Origin of the sequence: Jeongeupia chitinilytica (assembly GCF_014652315.1) — a bacterium.
Lineage (GTDB): Bacteria > Pseudomonadota > Gammaproteobacteria > Burkholderiales > Chitinibacteraceae > Jeongeupia > Jeongeupia chitinilytica.
Map to the genome: position 1 here is coordinate 124,420 of NZ_BMYO01000005.1, position 18,243 is coordinate 142,662.

The window sequence follows — 18,243 nt, forward strand, 5'->3', positions numbered from 1 at the left end:
CCCGGAGCTTGCCGTGAACGACTTCCAACAGCCCGAATCAGGCGCGCCGGACGATCAGTCCCGGCGCGTTTTCATATCCGGCGCGATTGCAGCCGGCTTTGCGCTGGCGGTTCGGCCGGTGGCGGCAACGACCGTCGAGGCGGACGGCAGCGGGCTGCTGGCCGGCTCGGTGCAGATTCCGGTGGCCGACGGTGCCCTGTTGCCGGCTTATCGTGCCGCGCCGGAAGGGGCTAAGGGGCCGCTGCCGACCGTGATCGTCGTGCAGGAAGTTTTCGGCGTGCACGAACACATCCAGGCGGTATGCCGGAGGCTGGCCAAAAGCGGTTATCTGGCGATCGCCCCGGAGCTCTATTTCCGCCAGGGCGATCCACGCAAGTTTCCGGACATCGATCAACTGATGAAGCTGGTGCTCAGCGTGCCCGATGCGCAGGTGCTGGCCGATCTGGACGCCACGACGGGGTGGGCGGCACGCAACGGGGGTGACGCGCGGCGGATCGCGATGACCGGTTTCTGCTGGGGCGGGCGCATCGTCTGGCTGTATGCGGCCCGCAATCCGTCACTCAAGGCCGCGGTGGCCTGGTACGGCCGGCTGGCCGGAACGGCTTCCGCCAATACGCCCAAACAGCCGCTCGACGTGGCCGCGGACATTCGCGTGCCGGTGCTCGGGCTTTACGGCGGACAGGACAAGGGGATTCCGGCCGAGTCGGTCGCGCAGATGCGTGCGGCGCTGAAGGCGGCAAAGGCCCCCGCCGAAATCGTCGTTTACCCGGATGCCGGCCACGGGTTCAATGCAGATTACCGGCCCAGTTACAACGAGGCTGCGGCGCGTGACGGTTGGCAGAAGATGCTTGCCTGGTTCAGGCAGAACGGTGTCTGACTTATGAAAAAAGCCGGCGATGCCGGCTTTTTTCATGAGGCCATTTTCAATCCGACCACACCGGTCACGATCAGCGCAAGGAAGAACACCCGGACGGCCCCCAGCGGATCGCCGAACCAGATGATGCCGCCGATGGTGACGCCGACTGCACCGAGGCCGGTCCAGATCGCATAGGCGGTGCCGGCCGGAATGCCCTTCATGGCAAACGACAGCAGCGCCATGTTCAGAAACGACAGCCCGACCGAGCCGGCGATGATCCACGGGCTGGGGTGCAGCTGCACATACTTGAGCGACAGCGCCCAGACGATTTCGGTAAACACGGCGATGCCGAGTACGAGCCAGTAGTTGGTCATGATTGCTCCTGCGGATACGGGCTCGGAAACGATGCCCCGCCTCGGAAACCCGAAAGAGAGGCGGGCGCATGGGACGGGGATTCGCGGTCAGCGGCCGGCAAGCGACTCCAGCGCCGGTCCGGTCACGCGGCAGACGCGCCAGTCGGGCAGAACGGTGGCGCCGATCGACTCGTAGAACGCGATGGCATTGCTGTTCCAGTCGAGCACGCTCCATTCGAAGCGGCCGCAGCCGCGTTCGCGCGCCAGTTGTGCCAGATGGATCATGATCGCCTTGGCATAGCCGCGACCGCGGTATGCCGGGCGGACGTACAGGTCTTCCAGATACAGGCCGCGCCGGGTCAGGAAGGTCGAATAGTTGTGGAAATACAGTGCGAATGCCGCCGTCTCGCCGTCGGCTTCGCCGATCAGGCATTCGCAGGCCGGATGCGGGCCAAACAGGTCGTCATGCAGCTTTTCAATACTACCGGTCACCAGATGGCCGAGCTGCTCGAATTCGGCCAGTTCGCGGACCATCGCCAGGATGGCGGCGACATCGCCAGGGGTAGCGGGGCGGACGTTAAAGGACATTGCAAATCTCCACAAAAGCAAAACGGGCGGTTGAGGCCGCCCGTTTGATTACTGGTAGATACCTTGTTACTTCACTTGGCCGATCATGTACAGCGCAGCGGCCTTGAACTCGTCGTCGGAGCCCTGGTAGCCCCCCTTGGGCGGCATGGCGTTCAGGCCCTTGATGCCGATTGCAATCGCGGCATCGGCACCGTCCTTCAGGCGCGGACCCCATGCAGCCTTGTCGCCGAATTTCGGTGCACCGGCTGCGCCGCTGCCGTGGCAGGCAATGCAGGTCGATTCGTAGATTTCCTTGCCCTTGGTGGCCGGATCGACCGCGCCACCCGCACCGCCGGCAACCGGCGGTTCGGTGAACTTGGCGCCGCCGGCGTTGCCCATGAAGGCCACTGCACGTGCCACTTCCGCATCGGTCAGGTCGGGCGAGCCGCCGCGCGCCGGCATGGCGTTGAAACCGCCAATCGCATGCTTGACCAGCGTGTCGAAGCCCTTGGCGATGTGCGGCGCCCACGCGCCGGCGTCGCCGAACTTGGGCGACCCGGCCAGGCCGGTGCCGTGACAGGAGATACAGATCGCTTCGTACACCGACTTGCCGGAGCGCTGTCCCGGCGGCGCGCTGTCGACGATCTTGATGCCGCCAACCGGCTGCAGCCGTGCGGCGATCGCTTCGTTGGTCATCGTGGTGCTGCCGAGGTCGATACCGCTGCCCGCGGTGAACAGTTTCACCACGAGATAGATGAATACCGGAATACCGACGATCGCGGTCAGGATCAGACCGACGACGCTTTTTGCCGCAGATGCGTTGGAGCCGCTCATGCTGCCATCCCTATGCAATGTGAAGTCTTTGTTTGAGGAACTGCTGAAGTACCCATTTTTGTGGCGGCAATTATAACGGCAAAGGTGGCCGCCAGAAAGCCGTGTGTAGACGCACCAGCCTCTTCACGTTATGATCGCTCCCCTTGGCGTTGCGTCCGTAGCTCAGTTGGATAGAGTGTCAGTTTCCGAAGCTGAAGGTCACAGGTTCGATCCCTGTCGGGCGCGCCAGTAAAATCAAGGGCTTAACCTTAGCGGTTAGGCCCTTTTTGCGCTCGGTGCCCATCGCTTGCCTCGAACTGCTGGCGACAGACCGGCAGTCATTCCGGCCTCTCCTGGCCGGATCGGCGCGCCTCAGTCCCGGCATCGCACCGACTTCCATTCCGAGCAGTCTGTTTCCGTTTCCCGTACTTGCGAAATATTGTGGTGGCGTTATTAAAACGTCGGGATACGTGTTTATTCTTACGGCATATTGATCCGCTTGTCGTCATGCCCCTGATTGCCGCCGCCGTGTCGTCGTTGCAACGATTGTGGTCGCCGATTTAACTAATCCCGATGCAATGCCGCCTTGTTGTAGCAAGCCGGCAGGGTTTTGCGCGCCTTGGGCGCGCCAGCGCCGGCTTCGCGAGCCTTGCAACGGCAAACCTGCAGTCCGCGCCACCAGATGTTCCGTCTGTATTCATGCTGAAAGATTCGGGCGTGAATGTCTGGAAAATTCGGTCTGGATTTTGTTGGGATTTTGGTAAGCTTTTCAGCGCGTGGATCAAATGAATTTGTGTTGCTTTGCAGCATGAATGCGGCGGGCAAGGATATTGCGGATATCCGCGCGAACGCATTCGTGGCCAATTGAAACATGCGATGATGGTGCGACCGTTCGAGCGGATGGGCGCCCGAAACATGACGGCACGCAGCCGACAAAAGATGGGGTTGAAATGAGGGTCGAGGTTGCCATTCACCCGATGGTGCAGCGTCAGGGCGTGCTCGTCGTCGAAGACAGCACCCTGCAACGGACACATATCGTCGAGCAGCTGACCCTGCTTGGTGTGGAGCGCATCCACGAGGCCGGCGACGGCTTTGCCGCGCTCAATCTGGTCCGCAATCTGATGGTGCCGCCGGCGCTGATCGTGCTGGATATTGCACTGCCGGGGATCGACGGGCCGGAGGTGCTGGAACAACTGGCCGAGGACGGTTACCGCCCGGCGCTGGTGATTGCCAGCAATTCGGACAATGCACTGATTGCCAGTGTCGAGGATCAGGCACGCCGGCTGGGCTTCCATGTGCTGGGTGGCGTTCACAAGCCGATCCCGCTCGACGAGCTGGCATCGATGTTCACCGCGCTGGCAGAGCATCTGGCGCTTCGCGGGCCGCGCCCCGTACCGGGCCGCGCGACGATGACGGCGGACGGCTTGCGCGAAGCGCTGGATCGCCAGATGCTCCAGCCGCACTACCAGCCGAAGGTGGAGTTGCGGACCGGGCGGATTGCCGGGTTCGAAGCGCTGGCCAGAATCCACGATGCGGCCGGCGGGGTGATCCTGCCTTCGTCCTTCATTGCACTGGCCGAGGAACGTGGCCAAGTCGGCGAACTGACGCTGTACATGCTCGGTGCCGTGCTGGCCGACATGGTGACGTGGAAAAGCCGTGGCGCCGAGGCGTCGGTCTCGCTCAACCTGTCGCCGGTGTTGCTGCTGGACCACTGGCTCATCAGCGAGATCATTGCCCGGGTCGGGACGTCCGGCGTCTCGCCGCGCAAGCTGACCTTCGAAATCACCGAGGTCGTCCTTGCCGCGGACGTGCCGATGGTGCTCGAGTCGATCGGCCGCTTGCGGCAGGCCGGATTCGCGATTTCGATCGACGACTACGGCACCGGTTTCTCGTCGATGCAGCAACTGTCGCGGATTCCGTTTACCGAGCTCAAGATCGACCGCGTCTTCGTCACCGAAGCACCGGGCAAGCCGCATATGGCCGAGATCCTGCGGTCGACGTTCGAAATGGCGCGCAGCCTCGGGTTGTCGACGGTGGCGGAGGGCGTCGAGACCGCCGCCGAGCTGGCGATGCTCAAGGCGATGGGCTGCAACATCGTGCAGGGTTATCATTTCGGCGGTCCCGTTTCCGCTGTCGAGGTTTTCGACTGGGTTCGCGACAACGGCGACCGCGTTGCGGCGCTGTGCGAACAGGGAGAGGCGGAATCGCGCTGACCTGAACTGCGGACAATCGGGATTGAGGATCGGCTGATGCTTGAATCATGCATCCGGCATGAATCCCGGCTATTTTTACAGGCTCGCGGGCCAGGTTTTCACTGATGCAATTCACGCTACGTCCTACGGTCGCCTGGGCCGCAACAGGGGTGCTGATCCTCGTTGCGGCCTGTCTGTTTTCGCTCAAGCTGATTCACGATCAGGCACGGCAGTTTGCCGCGAGCCATCTGCGCGCGTCGCTGGACAAGACGGAGCCCTTGCTTGCGCGCTGGGGCGAAACGCATGCGCAGGAGGCGCATGTGCTGGCGTCGCAACCCGAAATGGCACGACCGGTAATTGCGCTGCTGAACGAGCCGTCGGCAGCGCGGCGCCAGCAGATGTTCGAGCGGCTGGAAGCACGCTGGCAGACCGGCTATCTGGCGCTGGGCTTCAGCGGCCTGTCGATCTGGACGGTGGACGGTGTCGCCGTCGGTGCGTCGCGCAAGTACGTCGTCGGTGAAAACGCGACCGGAGATGTTCGCGCGGTGCTGGAGCGGGCCGCGGCGCGTGACGGCGCGATTTCCAGACCGATCCGCTCCGAACGGCCGATGCCGCGCCGCGACCGCACGATGGCCAAAGCCGGTGCGCTTTACCAGCTGGCTTGCGCTGCGGTGCGGGACGAGCGTGCGCTCCGGGGTTACATCTGTTTGCGCATGGATGCCGAGCAGATGTTTTCCGATCTGCTGGCGATCGGTCGGGCTGGCCGCACCGGACAGGCGTACGCGATCAACGCCGCCGGCCTGCTGATTTCGCCCAGTCGCTTCAACACCCTGCCGGGCGAACGCGACAAGGAGGTCTGGGCCAGGGTGCCCGGTACGACGCGTGGCGACGGCGGGGCGACGCAGCAGCCGACCGATCCGCTGACGTTGATGGCCGCCAGCGTCATCCGCAACGGACGGGCCGAGCTGTTTGACGGTTATGTCGGCTACCGTGGCGAGGAGGTGCTCGGTGCGGGGCGCTGGCTCGACGACATGCACATGGGGCTGATCGTCGAGGAGGACGCCAGCGAGGTGTACTCGGCCTACCGGCTGGCGCGGAACGTGATTCTGGTGATGACCGGTCTGGCCATCGCGTTGCTGGCGCTCCTGACCTGGGCGTCGCAACGCTCGCGCCGGCAGATCCTGTCGCGGGAGCAACGGTTCACCTCGCTGATCCGGAACTTCCCTGCCGCGATTTCGGTCCGCGACGCGGCGGGCCGCTATCTGGTCGCCAATCCCTATACCCAGCAACTGCTCGGACTGAGCCGTCGCGAGATCATCGGCCGGCCCTGCGACGACATCCTGCCGCCGGCTGCGGCAGCGGAAATGCGCGCGCTGGACCGGCAGGTCTTCGTCAGTGGCGAGGTGCTCGACACGATGACGCAGGAAAGCGGCGAGCGCCGTTACCGCGTCATCCGGTTCCCGATTCCGGGCTGCGGGACCGATATCGAAGCGGTGGGGGTGGTCGCGATCGACGTGACCGAACAGCTGCAGACGACCCAGCGACTGCGCGAGCTCACCGACGATCTCGAGGCCGTGGTGAAGGTCCGCACGGCGGAGCTGGCTGCGGCCAAGGAACAGGCCGAAACGGCGTCGCAGGCCAAGGCGGATTTCCTCGCGAACATGAGTCACGAGATCCGCACGCCGATGAATGCGATGATCGGGCTGTCGCACCTCGCGCTGCAGCAGCAGGCGTCACCGCGGGCCCGGCAGTATCTCGAGCGCATCCGCGATTCGGGCCAGCACCTGCTTGGCATCGTCAACGACATTCTCGATTTTTCCAAGATCGAAGCCGGCGAGCTGGCATTGAACGAAGCGGACTTCGCGCTCGACCAGCTGGTCGACCACGTGATCTCGCTGGTCTGGGAAAAAGCCTACGACAAGGGTCTGGAAGTCCTGATCCAGATCGATCCGGACGTGCCGCTCGGCCTGGTCGGCGACCGCCTGCGCATCGGCCAGATCCTGATCAACTTCGTCAACAATGCGGTCAAGTTCACGCCGCACGGCGAGGTGGCCATCCACATCCGCGTCGTCGACGAGATCGGCCGCCGCCTGCGGGTACGTTTCGAAGTCCGCGATACCGGTATCGGCATTCCGCCGCATCGCCGCGGCGCGCTGTTCAAACCGTTCCAGCAACTGGACTCGTCGCTGGCGTTCAACGCCGAAGGCACCGGACTGGGGCTGGTCATTTCCAAGCGCTTTGCCGAAGCCATGGGGGGCCATGTCGGCGTCGAGAGCACCGTCGGGGTCGGCAGTACGTTCTGGCTCGAACTCGATTTGCAGGAGTCGGAAGTCCGGCTGCCCGAGCATGTCCAGACGTTCGAGGCCGACGGCCGTTCGGTCCTGGTGGTCGACGACAACACCAGTGCACGGCGCGTTCTTGCCACCATGCTCCGGTCGATGTCGTTCTACGTCGGCGAGGCGCGCTCCGGTGACGAGGCGATCCAGGCCATTCTCTCTGCCGACCGCGCGGGCCGTCCGTACGAATTCGTGTTCGTCGACTGGAAAATGCCGGGCATGGACGGCCCGGCCGTGGCCGCGCGTATCCGCGATCTCGGTTTGCAAGGCAGCCATCCGCTGTTGATCGCGCTGCATCCCGGGCGCGGTGGCGAGGTCATCGACATGCCGCTGTCGTTCTCCGCGATCATCGACAAGCCGGTCACCTCGTCGGCCCTGCTCGAGACGCTGCAGACGCTGATTTTTCCGTCGTACGGAGATCTGGAGCCCGACTCGCGCGGTGGGGCGTGGGGGCCGATTTCCGAGGACTTCGGCAGCCTGCGCGGTCTGAAGGTCCTGCTGGCCGAAGACAACGAGGTCAACCAGGAGGTCGCGGTCGATCTGCTCAGCGTCGTCGGCGTCGAGGTCTCCATCGCCAAGGACGGTCATGCGGCGGTGGCGCTGGCGAGTACCGGCCGTTTTGACGTGGTACTGATGGATCTGCACATGCCGGTGCTCGACGGCATGGATGCGGCCGCCCATATCCGTGCCCAGCAGGCCCTGTCGACGCTGCCCATCGTTGCGCTGACCGCCAGCGCACATACCGCCATCCGCGAAAAGTGCCTGGCCATGGGCATGAACGACTTCATTACCAAGCCGATCGACCCGCACCTGCTGTTCACCACGCTGCGCAAATGGGACCGGCGTTTCGACGTTGCCGTCGACCCTGTACCGGTGGCGACCGCTCCGGTGGGGGCGACGGACGACGAGGTGCCGCGCATCGACGGGCTGGATGTCGACGGCGCGCTGCTGCGGCTGATGGGCCGCAAGCCGACCTACCTCAAGCTGCTGCGGAAGTTTTGCACCGATTACCCGGACATCGCCCGGCGCATCGCCGATGCCAAGTCCCGTGGCGACACGGTGCTGGCGGCAAGGCTGGCGCATTCGATCAAGTCGGTTGCGGCCACACTGGGTGCCGAGGCGCTGCGGATCATGTCGGCCCGGATCGAGGAGGGGCTGTCCACCGGTGCCGACATCGGTCCGGATCTGGTCGCCTTCGACGCCGAAGTCGTACGCCTGAGCGCGGCCATTCTTGCTGCCTTGCCGCCGGCCGAGGTCGGTGCCGAATGAGCCGGGCACAGGATTTCGCGGGATAAATCGGGGTAGATACGAAAATTATTTGATTCTGATTTAATGTTGGACGACGTCGTGTCGCCTTGTGTCAGTGACGGCATCTGAATGGATGTCGCTTCCAGAATGCTGAATCCACTGACAGAGGAAATTCCATCATGCTGAGCCTGCACACCAACGCCGCTTCGCTGTCCACCCAGAACAACCTGCACAACACCCAGAGCTCGCTGAGCACCTCGCTGAGCCGCCTCGGTACCGGTTACCGCATCAACTCGGCCATGGACGACGCGGCCGGCCTGCAGATCGCTACCCGTCTGAACGCACAGACCAGCGGCATGGCCGTGGCAATGCGCAACACCCAGAACGGCATCTCGATGATGCAGACCGCCGAAGGCGCGTTCAACGAAATGACCAACATCCTCACCCGGATGAAGGATCTGGCCACCCAGGCTGCCGACGCATCGTCGACCGCGACCGACCAGACCGCCATGCAGGCCGAGTACGACTCGCTCGGTCTCGAACTGTCGAACGTCATGAAGAACACCTCGTTCGGCGGCCAGTCGCTGCTGGACCCGACCGGCGGCAAGCTGGCCGGTGCCCTGAAGTTCCAGATCGGTGCCAGTGCTGCCGAAGTGATGGACGTTGACGTCAGCACCCAGCTGACCGCTGTCGATACCGCACTGACCGCCGTCAGCGGCAACTACACCGCTGCTGCAACCGGTACCGAGCTGACCGCAGCCGGTGGCGCCAACGGCCAGATCACCAAGCTGAGCACCGCGCTCGACAAGGTGGGCGAACTGCGTTCGGCCCTGGGTGCGAACTCCAACCGTCTCGACCACGTGTACAACAACCTGTCGAACATGAGCACCACGACGCAGGAAGCCCGTGGCCGCATCATGGACGTCGACTACGCCAGCGAAACCGCCAACATGACCACGCACCAGATGCTGATGCAGGCCGGCACGTCGATGCTGAAGCAAAGCAACAGCATGTCGCAGCTCGTCATGTCGCTGATGCAGTAAACGGCACTTCGCCTGTACCGAAAGCCAGCCGTTGTCACGGCTGGCTTTTTTCTTGACCGGAGCACCTCATGACCCCTGCGCTCAACCCGCTGTCGGCCCCCGTTGCCGCACCTTCCACCGGAGCCGCCACGCTGCCGCAAGGCGCGGCGCTGACCGTCGGCAGCCTGCTGCAGGTGACGATCGTGACCGGTCGCGAAGGCGACCGGCACCTGACCGGGCTGACCGACGCCGGCCAGCGGCTGGCCTTGCCGCAGCTCGCCGGGCGAGCGGTCGTTCCCGGTGACGTGCTGCTGCTGCGGGTGCTGGCAACCATGCCGCAGTTGCAACTGGCCGTGGTCGACGAAGCCCCGGCCGGCGCATCCGCGTCGGTGCCGCCGTCGTCCTATGCGATGCAGTCGGTCGATCAGCTCGCGTTGCGCCGGGTCGGCTGGGCCGCGCCCGACCTGATCGCTGTCGCGGCCGGCTGGCGCCTGCTGATGCAGACGCGCATGGCCACCGATGTCGATCCGCCGCAATTGCCGGGTGGTACGCCGCTGCCGGCCTGGCTGCTGCAGGCCGACGCCGGCGCCGCATTGCAACGGCCGCACGAGATGGGCGAGACCCGATGGCTGTATCCGGCTTTTGCGTGGGGCGGACTGCCGCTGACGCTGGGCCTGCTCGAGCCCGACGACAACACGCCGGTGCCGGAAGACGACGATGTCGAACCGGTGCTGTTGCTGACCGTGCAGTTGCCGGTGATCGGTCTGGTGGCGCTGGCGGTGATCCCGGCTGGCGTCGGCGTCAGGCTGCAGATCCGCGTGGCGTCGGTGACCGCCGGCGACCTGCTGCGCGCGCTCCAGCCTGCGCTGGCTGCAGCAACACTGCGCGCCGGCTGCACGCTGGTCGAGTGCCGGATCGGCACCGGGCGGGCGGGGCAGCGCGGAGGCTGGCGACTGCGGCGGCGTGCGGTGGCGCCGGGGTTGCTTGCGCCAAGGTTGTTCGACGTTGCCGCGCAGGTGTTGCAGGTACTGACCGTCGCGCATGCGCCGTAAGCGGTATCCGGCGCCGGTCGACGAACGTCAGCCCAGCGTGCCGACGATGCTGACGTCCTTGTTTTCCGGAATCTCGTTGTACGAGAGCACGGCCAGTCCCGGCGCGAACAGCCGGGCGTAGCGGGCCAGAATCGGCCGGATCTGCGGCATGACCAGCAGCAGCGGCGGCGTTGCCTGCTGTTTCATCTGCTCGCGGATGATCGGCATGTTGATCTGCAGCTGCGACAGCACATTCGGATCGACCGGATAGCTGTCGAGTGCCGCCTTGCCGGTCTGCTGCGCCTGGCTCAGCGCGCCGAGCAGGATGTTCTCGAGCGCCGCGGTCAGGTTGAAGGCCTTCATCTCCGGCTTCTGGCCGATCAGCCCGGTCACGATCTGCCGGCGCAGGGTGCAGCGGACTTCGGCGGCGAGCAGGATCGGGTCCTTGGTGGTTTCGGAGGCATCGAGCAGCGTGGTGGCAATCGGTTCGATGTCCTTCAGCGAGACGCCTTCGGTCAGCAGCGTGCGGAACACCTTGAGCAACTGCGTGTGCGTCATGGCCTTTTCCAGCGCCGCGGCGAGCTTGGGCGACAGCGCGGCCAGCCGTTCGAGCAGCGCGGCCACGTCGTCGTGGCGGAACAGCTCGGGCAGGTATTCGCGGATGACCTTGCTCAGGTGCGTGGCGACGACGCTCGGGCAGTCGACGACCTGATAGCCGAGGCCGAGCGCATGCGCCTTGTCTTCCGGCTGGATCCAGATTACCGGCAGGTTGTACGCCGGGTCCATGCCCGGAATGCCGTCGACCTCGCCGAACAGGTGCGGCGACGGAATCGCCATCAGCCGGTCGGCGTGGACTTCGGCCTGGACGATGGCCGAGCCGTTGAGCTGGATCACGTACTGCGACGGGTTGACGCCCAGATCGTCACGGACGCCGATCGGTGGCAGCAATACCCCGAGGGTATCGCCCAGGCTCTGGCGCACGCCCTGGGTCCGCTTGAGCAACGGCGCGCCATTGGCCTTGTCGATCATGCCGACCAGCTTGTAGCCGAGCGAGACCGTCAGGACTTCGATGTAGGGAATGCTGGTCCAGTCGGGCTCCGCTTGCGGATTGCCGAGCAGCGCCTGCTCGATGGCCTGGGTATTGCTGCTCGGTGCCGCCGGCTCGCGCCCGGCCAGGCGCCATGCGACGTAGGCCAGCAGGATGGCGAAGGACAGGAAGGGCAGCCACGGCATGCCCGGGATGATGGCCAGCACGACCATCATCGCCGCCGAGCTGTACAGTACCGTCGGCGAGGTCAGCAGCTGCGAGCCGACCTGCTGCTCCAGATCGCCGTTGGCATCGCTGACGCGGGTGACGATGATCGCCGCGGCCGCCGACAGCAGCAGCGCCGGAATCTGTGCGACCAGACCGTCGCCGATGGTCAGCAGTGCGTACTGCTTGAACGCTTCGGCGAAGCTCAGGTCGTGCATCAGTGCGCCGATGGCGACACCGCCGATCATGTTGATCAGCAGGATCAGGATGCCGGCGATCGCGTCGCCGCGGACGAACTTGGATGCGCCGTCCATTGCGCCGTGGAAGTCGGCTTCGGCTGCCACTTCACGGCGGCGGGCCTGCGCTTTTTCCTGATTGATCAGCCCGGCATTCAGGTCGGCGTCGATCGCCATCTGCTTGCCCGGCAGCGCATCGAGCGTGAAGCGCGCCGACACTTCGGAGATTCGCTCGGCGCCCTTGGTGACGACGACGAAGTTGATGATCATCAGGATGACGAACACCACCAGACCGACGACGAAGTTGCCGCCGATCACCACCTTGCCGAACGATTCGATCACCTGGCCGGCGGCGTGGGTGCCTTCGTGGCCGTGCAGCAGCACGACCCGGGTCGACGCGACGTTGAGCATCAGCCGCATCAGCGTCGTCGCGAGGATGATCGTCGGGAAGACCGAGAAGTCCAGCGGCCGCTTGACCGACACGCTGCTGAGGATCACCACGATCGCCAGCACGATGTTGAACGTGAACAGCACGTCCAGCACCATCGGCGGCAGCGGCAGGATCAGCATCGACAGGATGGCCAGCAGGAACAGCGGCGTGGCGATTTTCTGCTTGGCGAGGTCGGCGAGGAGTCGGGTCAGGTCGTTCATGTTCGGGCCTTGGGCAACAGGTCTTCCGGAATGGTGAAGTCGGTCGGCATCGCGGGTTGCGACTTGCGCCGGCCGTGGCGGAAAGCGTCGAGCTGCAGCACGTAGGTCAGCACCTGCGCGACGGCGTTGTACAGCGCCGCCGGGATCTGCTGGTTGACCTGGCTGGTGTGGTAGATCGCCCGGGCGAGTGGCGGTAGCGGCAGCACTTCGATGTCGTGTTCCTTTGCCAGCTCGCGGATGTACAGCGCCATTTCGTCGACACCCTTGGCGACGACGAAGGGCGCTTCGGCGCGGTTCTCGTCGTACTTGAGTGCAACCGAGTAGTGGGTCGGATTGACGATGACGACGTCGGCGCCGGGCACCGCCTTGCGCAGGCTGCGCTGGGCGATCTGCCGCTGCAGCTGGCGGATGCGGTTGCGCACCTCGGGCCGGCCTTCGGATGTCTTGTATTCGTCCTTCTGCTCCTGCTTGGTCATGCGCTGGCTGCGCAGGAACAGCAGGATCTGCACCGGCAGGTCGATCAGCGCGAAGGCGATGAAGATCAGGCACAGCAGCATGATCGAATCCATCAGCAGATCGGCGCCGCGGGCAATCGCCAGTCCGAGCGGCAGGCCCTGCAACTGCAGGAAGTCGCCGACGCGCGACGTGCACACGTGCCAGATCAGCGCGCCGAGCACCACGGCCTTCAGGATCGACAGCCCGACCTGCGAGTAGTGCTTGGCCGAGACCATCCGGCCCAGGTTGGCCAGCGGATTCATCCGCTCGAACTTGGGCAGCCAGTGCGAGGCGTTGAAGACCCAGCCGCCGGGGATCATCCCGGCGATGATGGCGGCCAGCGGCACGACACAGAGCGGCAGCACCATCTTGACCAGCAGCCACATTGTCACCGGAAACAGTGCGCTCCAGCTGTTGTCGAGCGCGCCGTCACCGGACACGTTGGCGAAACTGAGCACGAACAGCCGGCGGAAGTCCTCCAGATAGCCGGGCATCAGCACCAGCAGCAGCTTCAGGCTGGCGAAGATGCCGATCGCGGTCGCGACGTCGCGCGAACGGGCAACCTGACCCTGCTCGCGCGCCTTGCGCAGCTTCTGCGCCGAGGCCTTTTCGGACTTGTCGGCCGACGACGCTTCAGCCATGCGGACCTGCCGCGAGCCGCTGGTTGAGCAGGTCGAGTACCTGTTCGGTCAGCCGGAGGTAGTGGTCGGGCAGCGTGCGGATCAGCATCGCCAGCATGAACAGGCCGAACAGCGTGACTACCGAGAAGCCGAGCGAGAACAGGTTCAGCGTCGGCGCGACGCGGTTGAGCAGACCGAAGCCGAGCTGGACGACCATGGCCGAGAAGATCACCGGGATCGCCAGCAGCAGTGCCGCCGAAAACACCCAGGCGACGTTGTAGGCGATGTCCTGCAAGGACAGCAGGTCGATGCCGCCACCGACGGGCCAGCGGGCAAAGCTGGTGTAGACGATGTTGACGAGCACCAGATGCCCGTCAATCGAGAAGAACACCAGAATGCACAGGATGTAGAGCAGGCTCGACACGACGTCGGACGACGAGCCGTTCATGGGGTCGTTCATCACCGCCATGCTCAGCCCCATCTGCGACGAGGTGACGAATCCGAGCAGCATGATCGCCGCCATGCTCAGGTGGAACGCCAGCCCGAACACCGCGCCGATGACGACCTGTTCGATCGCGACGACGATGCCGCGCGCCGAGAACGGGTCGATGTGCGTCGCAGCCTGCAGCGCCGGCAGGGTCACGATCGCCAGTCCGAGCGCAAGCAGCACCCGCACGCGTACCGGCACCATGCCGTCACCGAGGATGGGCGCCATCGAGAACGCCGCCATGAAGCGGCAGAACGGCCACCACACCGCGGCGAGCAGGTCGGGAAGCGCCTTGGCGATCGCGTCCATTGGCGGAATCAGCCGACCAGTTGCGCCGCGCGCTGGAAGATTTCCACGCAGAAATCCATCAGGTAGCTGGTGATCCACGAACCGGCAAGGCTCAGCGCCAGCAGCGTCACCAGCAGCCGGGGCAGGAAGCTCAGCGTCTGCTCGTTGATCTGCGTGGCGGCCTGGAACAGGCTGACCAGCAGACCGACGATCAGCCCCGGCGCCACCAGTACGGTGACGAGCAGCATCACCGCGTGCAGCGCGGAGGTAACGACGTCGACGGCGATATCGGGAGTCAACATTCAGTAGGCCTGTATGCTGGAAACGAGGGTGTTGACGGTCAGCGTCCAGCCGTCGACGAGCACGAACATCAGGAGCTTGAGCGGCAGCGAGATCACCAGCGGCGAAAGCATCATCATCCCCATCGCCATCAGCACCGACGACACGACAAGGTCGATGACGAGGAAGGGGATGAACAGCATGCAGCCGATCTGGAATGCGGTTTTCAGCTCGCTGAGCACGAAGGCGGCAAGCTTGACCGTGAACGAGTAGTCGGCCGGCTTCGCAACCGGCGGCTCGCCGGCCAGCTTGGCCACCTGCAGCAGTGCGCTCTTGCCGGTCTGCGCCAGCATGAAGCGCGAGACCGGTGCTTCGGCGATCAGCAGTGCTTCCTGCATGCCGATCTTGTCGGCGTCGTAGGGCACGAAGGCCTTGTTCCAGACTTCCAGCCCCACCGGCCGCATCACCAGCAGCGTCAGGATCAGCGCCACGCCGGTGACGATGCGGTTGGGCAGGCCCTGTTGCAGCCCGAGCGCCTGACGCAGCAGCGACAGCACGATCACGAAGCGGGTGAAGCTCGTCATCATCAACACCATCACGGGCAGCAGCCCGAGCAGCGTCATGATGATCAGCACCTGCGTCTTGACGGTGAAGTCGGTCGACGCGCCGCCGCTGCCGGCGCTGAACAGCGGCACCGACGCCGCGACGGCGGGGTGGGCGAGCAGGGCGGCGGTCGCGCCCAGCAGCGCCAGCCGGATCAGGCCGTGCCGGGTCATGGTGCGAGCGTGTCCAGATCGAGGTGTTCCATCTCGACGACCTTGAGGCCGTAGTTCTCGCCCGAGACCACGACTTCGGCGCGACCGACCGGCGTGCCGTTGACCTTGATCACCAGCGGCTCGCCGGCGAGCTTGTTGAGCTCGAGTACCGAACCCTGTTCGATCGCCAGCAGCTCGTACAGCGAGATTTTGGTCGAGCCGACCTCGAGCGTCACGGTGACCGGAATCTTGCGCAGCATCTGCGAGAGGTCGCGGCGCGGTTTGGCCGGTGCTGCGGGCGTTTCGGCCGGCTCGTCGAACAGCGCGTCGTCCGGAATGACGCCATCGAGCATGGTGTTGAGGTCGATCTGATCGCTGATGTCCATGACTTAGTCCAGATGTTCGAAAGAGGTGAGCCACAGCTTGCCGTTGTGTTCGGCGACCGAGGCGGTGAAGAACGGCGAATCGTCGACCAGCACTTCGGCCGGGCCGATGCTGACCGGGATGACGTCGCCGACGCGGGTGTCGAGGATCTCGCCCAGCGACATTTCCATCGTCAGCAGCCGCGTGGTCAGCGTGATCTGCAGCTGGCTGGCCAGCGGCACGGAAGCCGGCTTGCTGCCGGATTCCCGCTTGCGGCGCTGGCTGACGCTCGCCAGCAGGCGCGACAGCCACGCGTCGTCGAGCGCGAACCACAGCGTGCCGTCGAGGTCGCGCACGTCGTCGCGCAGGTCGACCCGCAGCCCGAGTGCCGATGCCGGTTTGCCGTGATGATCGAGCCGGAAGCCGCCGTGGCCGTCGGTGACCGAGGCGTCCAGACAGCCGACCAGTACGTCGAGCAGGTCGATGCCCAGCATCGCGGCGAGTCGCAGTTCGGTTTCGGTTTCCGGCACGCTGTCGGTGGCGGGCGCCGACTGGCCGCCGGCTTCCTTGCCGCCGTAGCGGTAATCGAGCCAGCTCAGCAGCAGCGCGCGGTCCGGTGCAAAGCAGATGCGGCCGGTGGCGGAGCGGAAATGCCGCCATTTGCCGGCTGGACCGATTTCGTCGGGGCGGCAGACGGCCAGCCGCGTGACGGCGATCTGTGCGCCGTAGCGGCGGTTGAAACGGCGCTCGAAATAACCGGCGATCTGCTCGCGCAAGCCGTTGGTGAAGCTGCCGAGCAGGTGGAAAGGGCGGCCCAGCGTGCACGGATCCACCGGCAGGTAGCCCGCCGTGGCGTCAGGGCTGATCAGCTTGGTTTTGGTCGTCGGCACGTTGATCCACTCATTGGGTTTTGCGCGCTCCCGCTGCAACCGCACCGTGCCCGTTCGGGCTGCGGCGGTCATGGACGGATGAGGGGACCGGCTGTCCGTGCCTGATGTCTGCCGTGTCGGCAATGCGGGGCCCGGACGTTACGCCTTGATTCTTAAATACCGCCGGGGAAATACCCAGAGTGGAACTACTCAGTGCGCATGAGTAGTTCCACCCTGATCGCGATCGGCGCCGGCTAGAGGAAGAGCCGGACGAGTTCGACCGTCGAGGTGACGTGCAGCTTGGCCATGATGCGCGCTCGGTGGTTTTCGACCGTGCGGATGCTGATGCCCTGCGCTTCGGAAATCTCGCGGCTGGGCTTGCCGGCGACGACGAGTTCGACGATTTCCGCTTCCTTGCTGGTCAGCAGCGCAATGCGGGCCTGCCGGGCGGCCAGCGCCAGCCGCTTCGAGTGCAGGCTGACGCTTTTGGCCAGTGCGGCGTTGACGCGCTCGACCAGCGTGTAGCCGTTCACCGGCTTCTCGATGAAATCGAAGGCCCCGCTGCGCATCGCCTCGACCACGGCGGCGATTTCGGACACACCGGTCAGGAACACGATCGGCGGCGGGACGAGATGGGTCTGGACGAGCTTCTTCTGCATCTCCAGCCCCGACAGCTCGGGCATGACGATGTCGGAAATCACGCACTCGACCGGCCTCGGCGAATAGCGCTGCAGGAAGGTGACCGGCGAGTCGAACAGCTGCACTTCGGCGCCGAGGCTGCCGAGCATGTCCTTGATGGCTTCGAGCATGAAGTCGTCGTCGTCGATCACGTAGATCGTCTTGGCGGATCGCCCTGCGCTGAAGGTGCCTTGCATCGGATTCGTGCTCCAGAAGAGGGATGCCCCGTTCCGTGGCGGACGGCCCGGATGGCGGGGAGGTTGTTACCGGAAATTATAGGCGGGGTGCCCCCGGCGGACCGTATCCAAGGGTGGCAAGCGGCCAGACTGTACCGGATGCCGCTGGTGGGAAATACCTAGGCGGGGTGAGTGTTTCTACTCTGTCTGGCGTCATTGCCCTCGGCAACAATCCACCCCACAAAGAAGCATTGCCTGCAGCGCAGCATGGGCTGAAAAAAGCGGGCAGGAAGACGGATTGAAGCGGGAGCGAATCGAATGGCCAGTGGCTTGACCTCGGGTGTGGGGCAGCAGATCGGTGCCGATCTGATGCAGATCCGCAGCAGCATTGCGCGTGCCGGTCACGACGCCGACATCCTGCCGTCCGCCATGGACGGACAGGCCGGGCAGCCGGTGGATTTTTCGGATGTCCTCAAGGCGGCGGTGCGCGGCACCGACGACAAGGAACGTCTCGCCAGCACCCGGATGGCCGACGTCGATGCCGGCAAGAGCGACGATCTGGTCGGCGCGATGCTCGCCAGCCAGGAAGCCAGCCTGTCGTTTTCGATGCTGATGCAGGTGCGCAACAAGGTGGTGGGGGCGATGGACGACCTCATCAAGATGCAGCTCTAAAGGA

At 64.9% G+C, this 18,243-nt stretch carries 18 protein-coding genes and 1 tRNA gene; 8 read left to right on the forward strand and 11 right to left on the reverse strand.

The features are described from left to right. The first annotated feature begins 13 nt into the window (after window positions 1–13). Window positions 14–877 (forward strand): dienelactone hydrolase family protein, encoded by an 864-nt coding sequence (locus tag IE097_RS10325; RefSeq protein WP_229797530.1) that lies wholly within the window; start codon window positions 14–16, stop codon window positions 875–877. 32 nt (window positions 878–909) lie between these two features. Here the strand turns inward: IE097_RS10325 and IE097_RS10330 are convergent, their stop codons facing one another. The 3 genes from IE097_RS10330 to IE097_RS10340 all read right to left on the reverse strand — a co-directional run bounded on the left by IE097_RS10330 (window position 910) and on the right by IE097_RS10340 (window position 2,610). Further along, window positions 910–1,230 (reverse strand): DMT family transporter, encoded by a 321-nt coding sequence (locus tag IE097_RS10330; protein ID WP_189460435.1) that lies wholly within the window; start codon window positions 1,228–1,230, stop codon window positions 910–912. Between the two features lie 87 nt (window positions 1,231–1,317). Next, window positions 1,318–1,797, reverse strand: a complete 480-nt coding sequence (locus tag IE097_RS10335; protein ID WP_189460437.1) for a GNAT family N-acetyltransferase — start codon at window positions 1,795–1,797, stop codon at window positions 1,318–1,320. Between the two features lie 66 nt (window positions 1,798–1,863). Then, complete coding sequence (locus IE097_RS10340; RefSeq protein WP_189460439.1) at window positions 1,864–2,610, reverse strand: c-type cytochrome; 747 nt, start codon at window positions 2,608–2,610, stop codon at window positions 1,864–1,866. Window positions 2,611–2,761: 151 nt separating this feature from the next. Between IE097_RS10340 and IE097_RS10345 the strand changes: the two genes are divergently transcribed. From IE097_RS10345 to IE097_RS10370, 6 genes are all read left to right on the forward strand, one after another. Beyond that, window positions 2,762–2,838, forward strand: a tRNA-Arg gene (locus IE097_RS10345). Between the two features lie 472 nt (window positions 2,839–3,310). Beyond that, a complete protein-coding gene (locus tag IE097_RS10350; protein WP_189460441.1) occupies window positions 3,311–3,457 on the forward strand; it encodes a hypothetical protein in 147 nt (48 codons plus the stop codon). 82 nt (window positions 3,458–3,539) lie between these two features. Then, on the forward strand, window positions 3,540–4,802 hold the full coding sequence (locus IE097_RS10355) for an EAL domain-containing response regulator (RefSeq protein ID WP_189460444.1): 1,263 nt from the start codon (window positions 3,540–3,542) through the stop codon (window positions 4,800–4,802). A 104-nt stretch (window positions 4,803–4,906) separates the two neighbouring features. Continuing rightward, window positions 4,907–8,386, forward strand: a complete 3,480-nt coding sequence (locus tag IE097_RS10360) for a response regulator (RefSeq protein WP_189460446.1) — start codon at window positions 4,907–4,909, stop codon at window positions 8,384–8,386. A gap of 158 nt (window positions 8,387–8,544) precedes the next feature. Then, a complete protein-coding gene (locus IE097_RS10365; RefSeq protein WP_189460448.1) occupies window positions 8,545–9,408 on the forward strand; it encodes a flagellin N-terminal helical domain-containing protein in 864 nt (287 codons plus the stop codon). 68 nt (window positions 9,409–9,476) lie between these two features. Continuing rightward, complete coding sequence (locus IE097_RS10370; protein ID WP_189460450.1) at window positions 9,477–10,439, forward strand: hypothetical protein; 963 nt, start codon at window positions 9,477–9,479, stop codon at window positions 10,437–10,439. A 27-nt stretch (window positions 10,440–10,466) separates the two neighbouring features. Here the strand turns inward: IE097_RS10370 and IE097_RS10375 are convergent, their stop codons facing one another. From IE097_RS10375 to IE097_RS10410, 8 genes are all read right to left on the reverse strand, one after another. Further along, entirely contained in the window at window positions 10,467–12,557 is a 2,091-nt protein-coding gene (locus tag IE097_RS10375; protein ID WP_189460452.1) for a flagellar biosynthesis protein FlhA, read from the reverse strand. Beyond that, a complete protein-coding gene (gene flhB / locus IE097_RS10380) occupies window positions 12,554–13,693 on the reverse strand; it encodes a flagellar type III secretion system protein FlhB (RefSeq protein ID WP_189460454.1) in 1,140 nt (379 codons plus the stop codon). The genes IE097_RS10375 and flhB overlap by 4 nt, the downstream gene beginning before the upstream one ends. Next, window positions 13,686–14,468, reverse strand: a complete 783-nt coding sequence (gene fliR, locus IE097_RS10385) for a flagellar biosynthetic protein FliR (RefSeq protein ID WP_189460456.1) — start codon at window positions 14,466–14,468, stop codon at window positions 13,686–13,688. The genes flhB and fliR overlap by 8 nt, the downstream gene beginning before the upstream one ends. Before the next feature lie 8 nt (window positions 14,469–14,476). Beyond that, window positions 14,477–14,749 (reverse strand): flagellar biosynthesis protein FliQ, encoded by a 273-nt coding sequence (gene fliQ / locus IE097_RS10390; RefSeq protein ID WP_373295742.1) that lies wholly within the window; start codon window positions 14,747–14,749, stop codon window positions 14,477–14,479. Then, entirely contained in the window at window positions 14,750–15,502 is a 753-nt protein-coding gene (gene fliP / locus IE097_RS10395; protein ID WP_189460458.1) for a flagellar type III secretion system pore protein FliP, read from the reverse strand. Beyond that, entirely contained in the window at window positions 15,499–15,867 is a 369-nt protein-coding gene (gene fliN / locus IE097_RS10400; protein ID WP_189460460.1) for a flagellar motor switch protein FliN, read from the reverse strand. Before fliN ends, fliP begins: the two co-directional genes overlap by 4 nt. A gap of 3 nt (window positions 15,868–15,870) precedes the next feature. After that, the gene (locus tag IE097_RS10405; RefSeq protein WP_189460462.1) at window positions 15,871–16,734 is read right to left on the reverse strand and encodes a FliM/FliN family flagellar motor switch protein; all 864 of its coding nucleotides are present in this window, start codon (window positions 16,732–16,734) and stop codon (window positions 15,871–15,873) included. A 233-nt stretch (window positions 16,735–16,967) separates the two neighbouring features. Next, window positions 16,968–17,588: a response regulator transcription factor gene (locus IE097_RS10410; protein WP_189460463.1), complete on the reverse strand. Its 621-nt coding sequence runs from the start codon at window positions 17,586–17,588 to the stop codon at window positions 16,968–16,970. 297 nt (window positions 17,589–17,885) lie between these two features. Here IE097_RS10410 and fliE point away from each other — a divergent pair, with 297 nt between their 5' ends. Next, window positions 17,886–18,239, forward strand: a complete 354-nt coding sequence (fliE, locus tag IE097_RS19305; protein ID WP_308429706.1) for a flagellar hook-basal body complex protein FliE — start codon at window positions 17,886–17,888, stop codon at window positions 18,237–18,239. The last annotated feature ends 4 nt before the right edge of the window (window positions 18,240–18,243 follow it).

What these genes read in the sequence shown, in the direction of transcription:
- IE097_RS10330 (WP_189460435.1), bottom strand. Translation starts at nt 1,230, where the DNA reads ATGACCAACTACTGGCTCGTACTCGGCATCGCCGTGTTTACCGAAATC.
- IE097_RS10335 (WP_189460437.1), bottom strand. Translation starts at nt 1,797, where the DNA reads ATGTCCTTTAACGTCCGCCCCGCTACCCCTGGCGATGTCGCCGCCATC.
- IE097_RS10340 (WP_189460439.1), bottom strand. Translation starts at nt 2,610, where the DNA reads ATGAGCGGCTCCAACGCATCTGCGGCAAAAAGCGTCGTCGGTCTGATC.
- IE097_RS10350 (WP_189460441.1), top strand. Translation starts at nt 3,311, where the DNA reads ATGTCTGGAAAATTCGGTCTGGATTTTGTTGGGATTTTGGTAAGCTTT.
- IE097_RS10355 (WP_189460444.1), top strand. Translation starts at nt 3,540, where the DNA reads ATGAGGGTCGAGGTTGCCATTCACCCGATGGTGCAGCGTCAGGGCGTG.
- IE097_RS10360 (WP_189460446.1), top strand. Translation starts at nt 4,907, where the DNA reads ATGCAATTCACGCTACGTCCTACGGTCGCCTGGGCCGCAACAGGGGTG.
- IE097_RS10365 (WP_189460448.1), top strand. Translation starts at nt 8,545, where the DNA reads ATGCTGAGCCTGCACACCAACGCCGCTTCGCTGTCCACCCAGAACAAC.
- IE097_RS10370 (WP_189460450.1), top strand. Translation starts at nt 9,477, where the DNA reads ATGACCCCTGCGCTCAACCCGCTGTCGGCCCCCGTTGCCGCACCTTCC.
- IE097_RS10375 (WP_189460452.1), bottom strand. Translation starts at nt 12,557, where the DNA reads ATGAACGACCTGACCCGACTCCTCGCCGACCTCGCCAAGCAGAAAATC.
- flhB (WP_189460454.1), bottom strand. Translation starts at nt 13,693, where the DNA reads ATGGCTGAAGCGTCGTCGGCCGACAAGTCCGAAAAGGCCTCGGCGCAG.
- fliR (WP_189460456.1), bottom strand. Translation starts at nt 14,468, where the DNA reads ATGGACGCGATCGCCAAGGCGCTTCCCGACCTGCTCGCCGCGGTGTGG.
- fliQ (WP_373295742.1), bottom strand. Translation starts at nt 14,749, where the DNA reads ATGTTGACTCCCGATATCGCCGTCGACGTCGTTACCTCCGCGCTGCAC.
- fliP (WP_189460458.1), bottom strand. Translation starts at nt 15,502, where the DNA reads ATGACCCGGCACGGCCTGATCCGGCTGGCGCTGCTGGGCGCGACCGCC.
- fliN (WP_189460460.1), bottom strand. Translation starts at nt 15,867, where the DNA reads ATGGACATCAGCGATCAGATCGACCTCAACACCATGCTCGATGGCGTC.
- IE097_RS10410 (WP_189460463.1), bottom strand. Translation starts at nt 17,588, where the DNA reads ATGCAAGGCACCTTCAGCGCAGGGCGATCCGCCAAGACGATCTACGTG.
- fliE (WP_308429706.1), top strand. Translation starts at nt 17,886, where the DNA reads ATGGCCAGTGGCTTGACCTCGGGTGTGGGGCAGCAGATCGGTGCCGAT.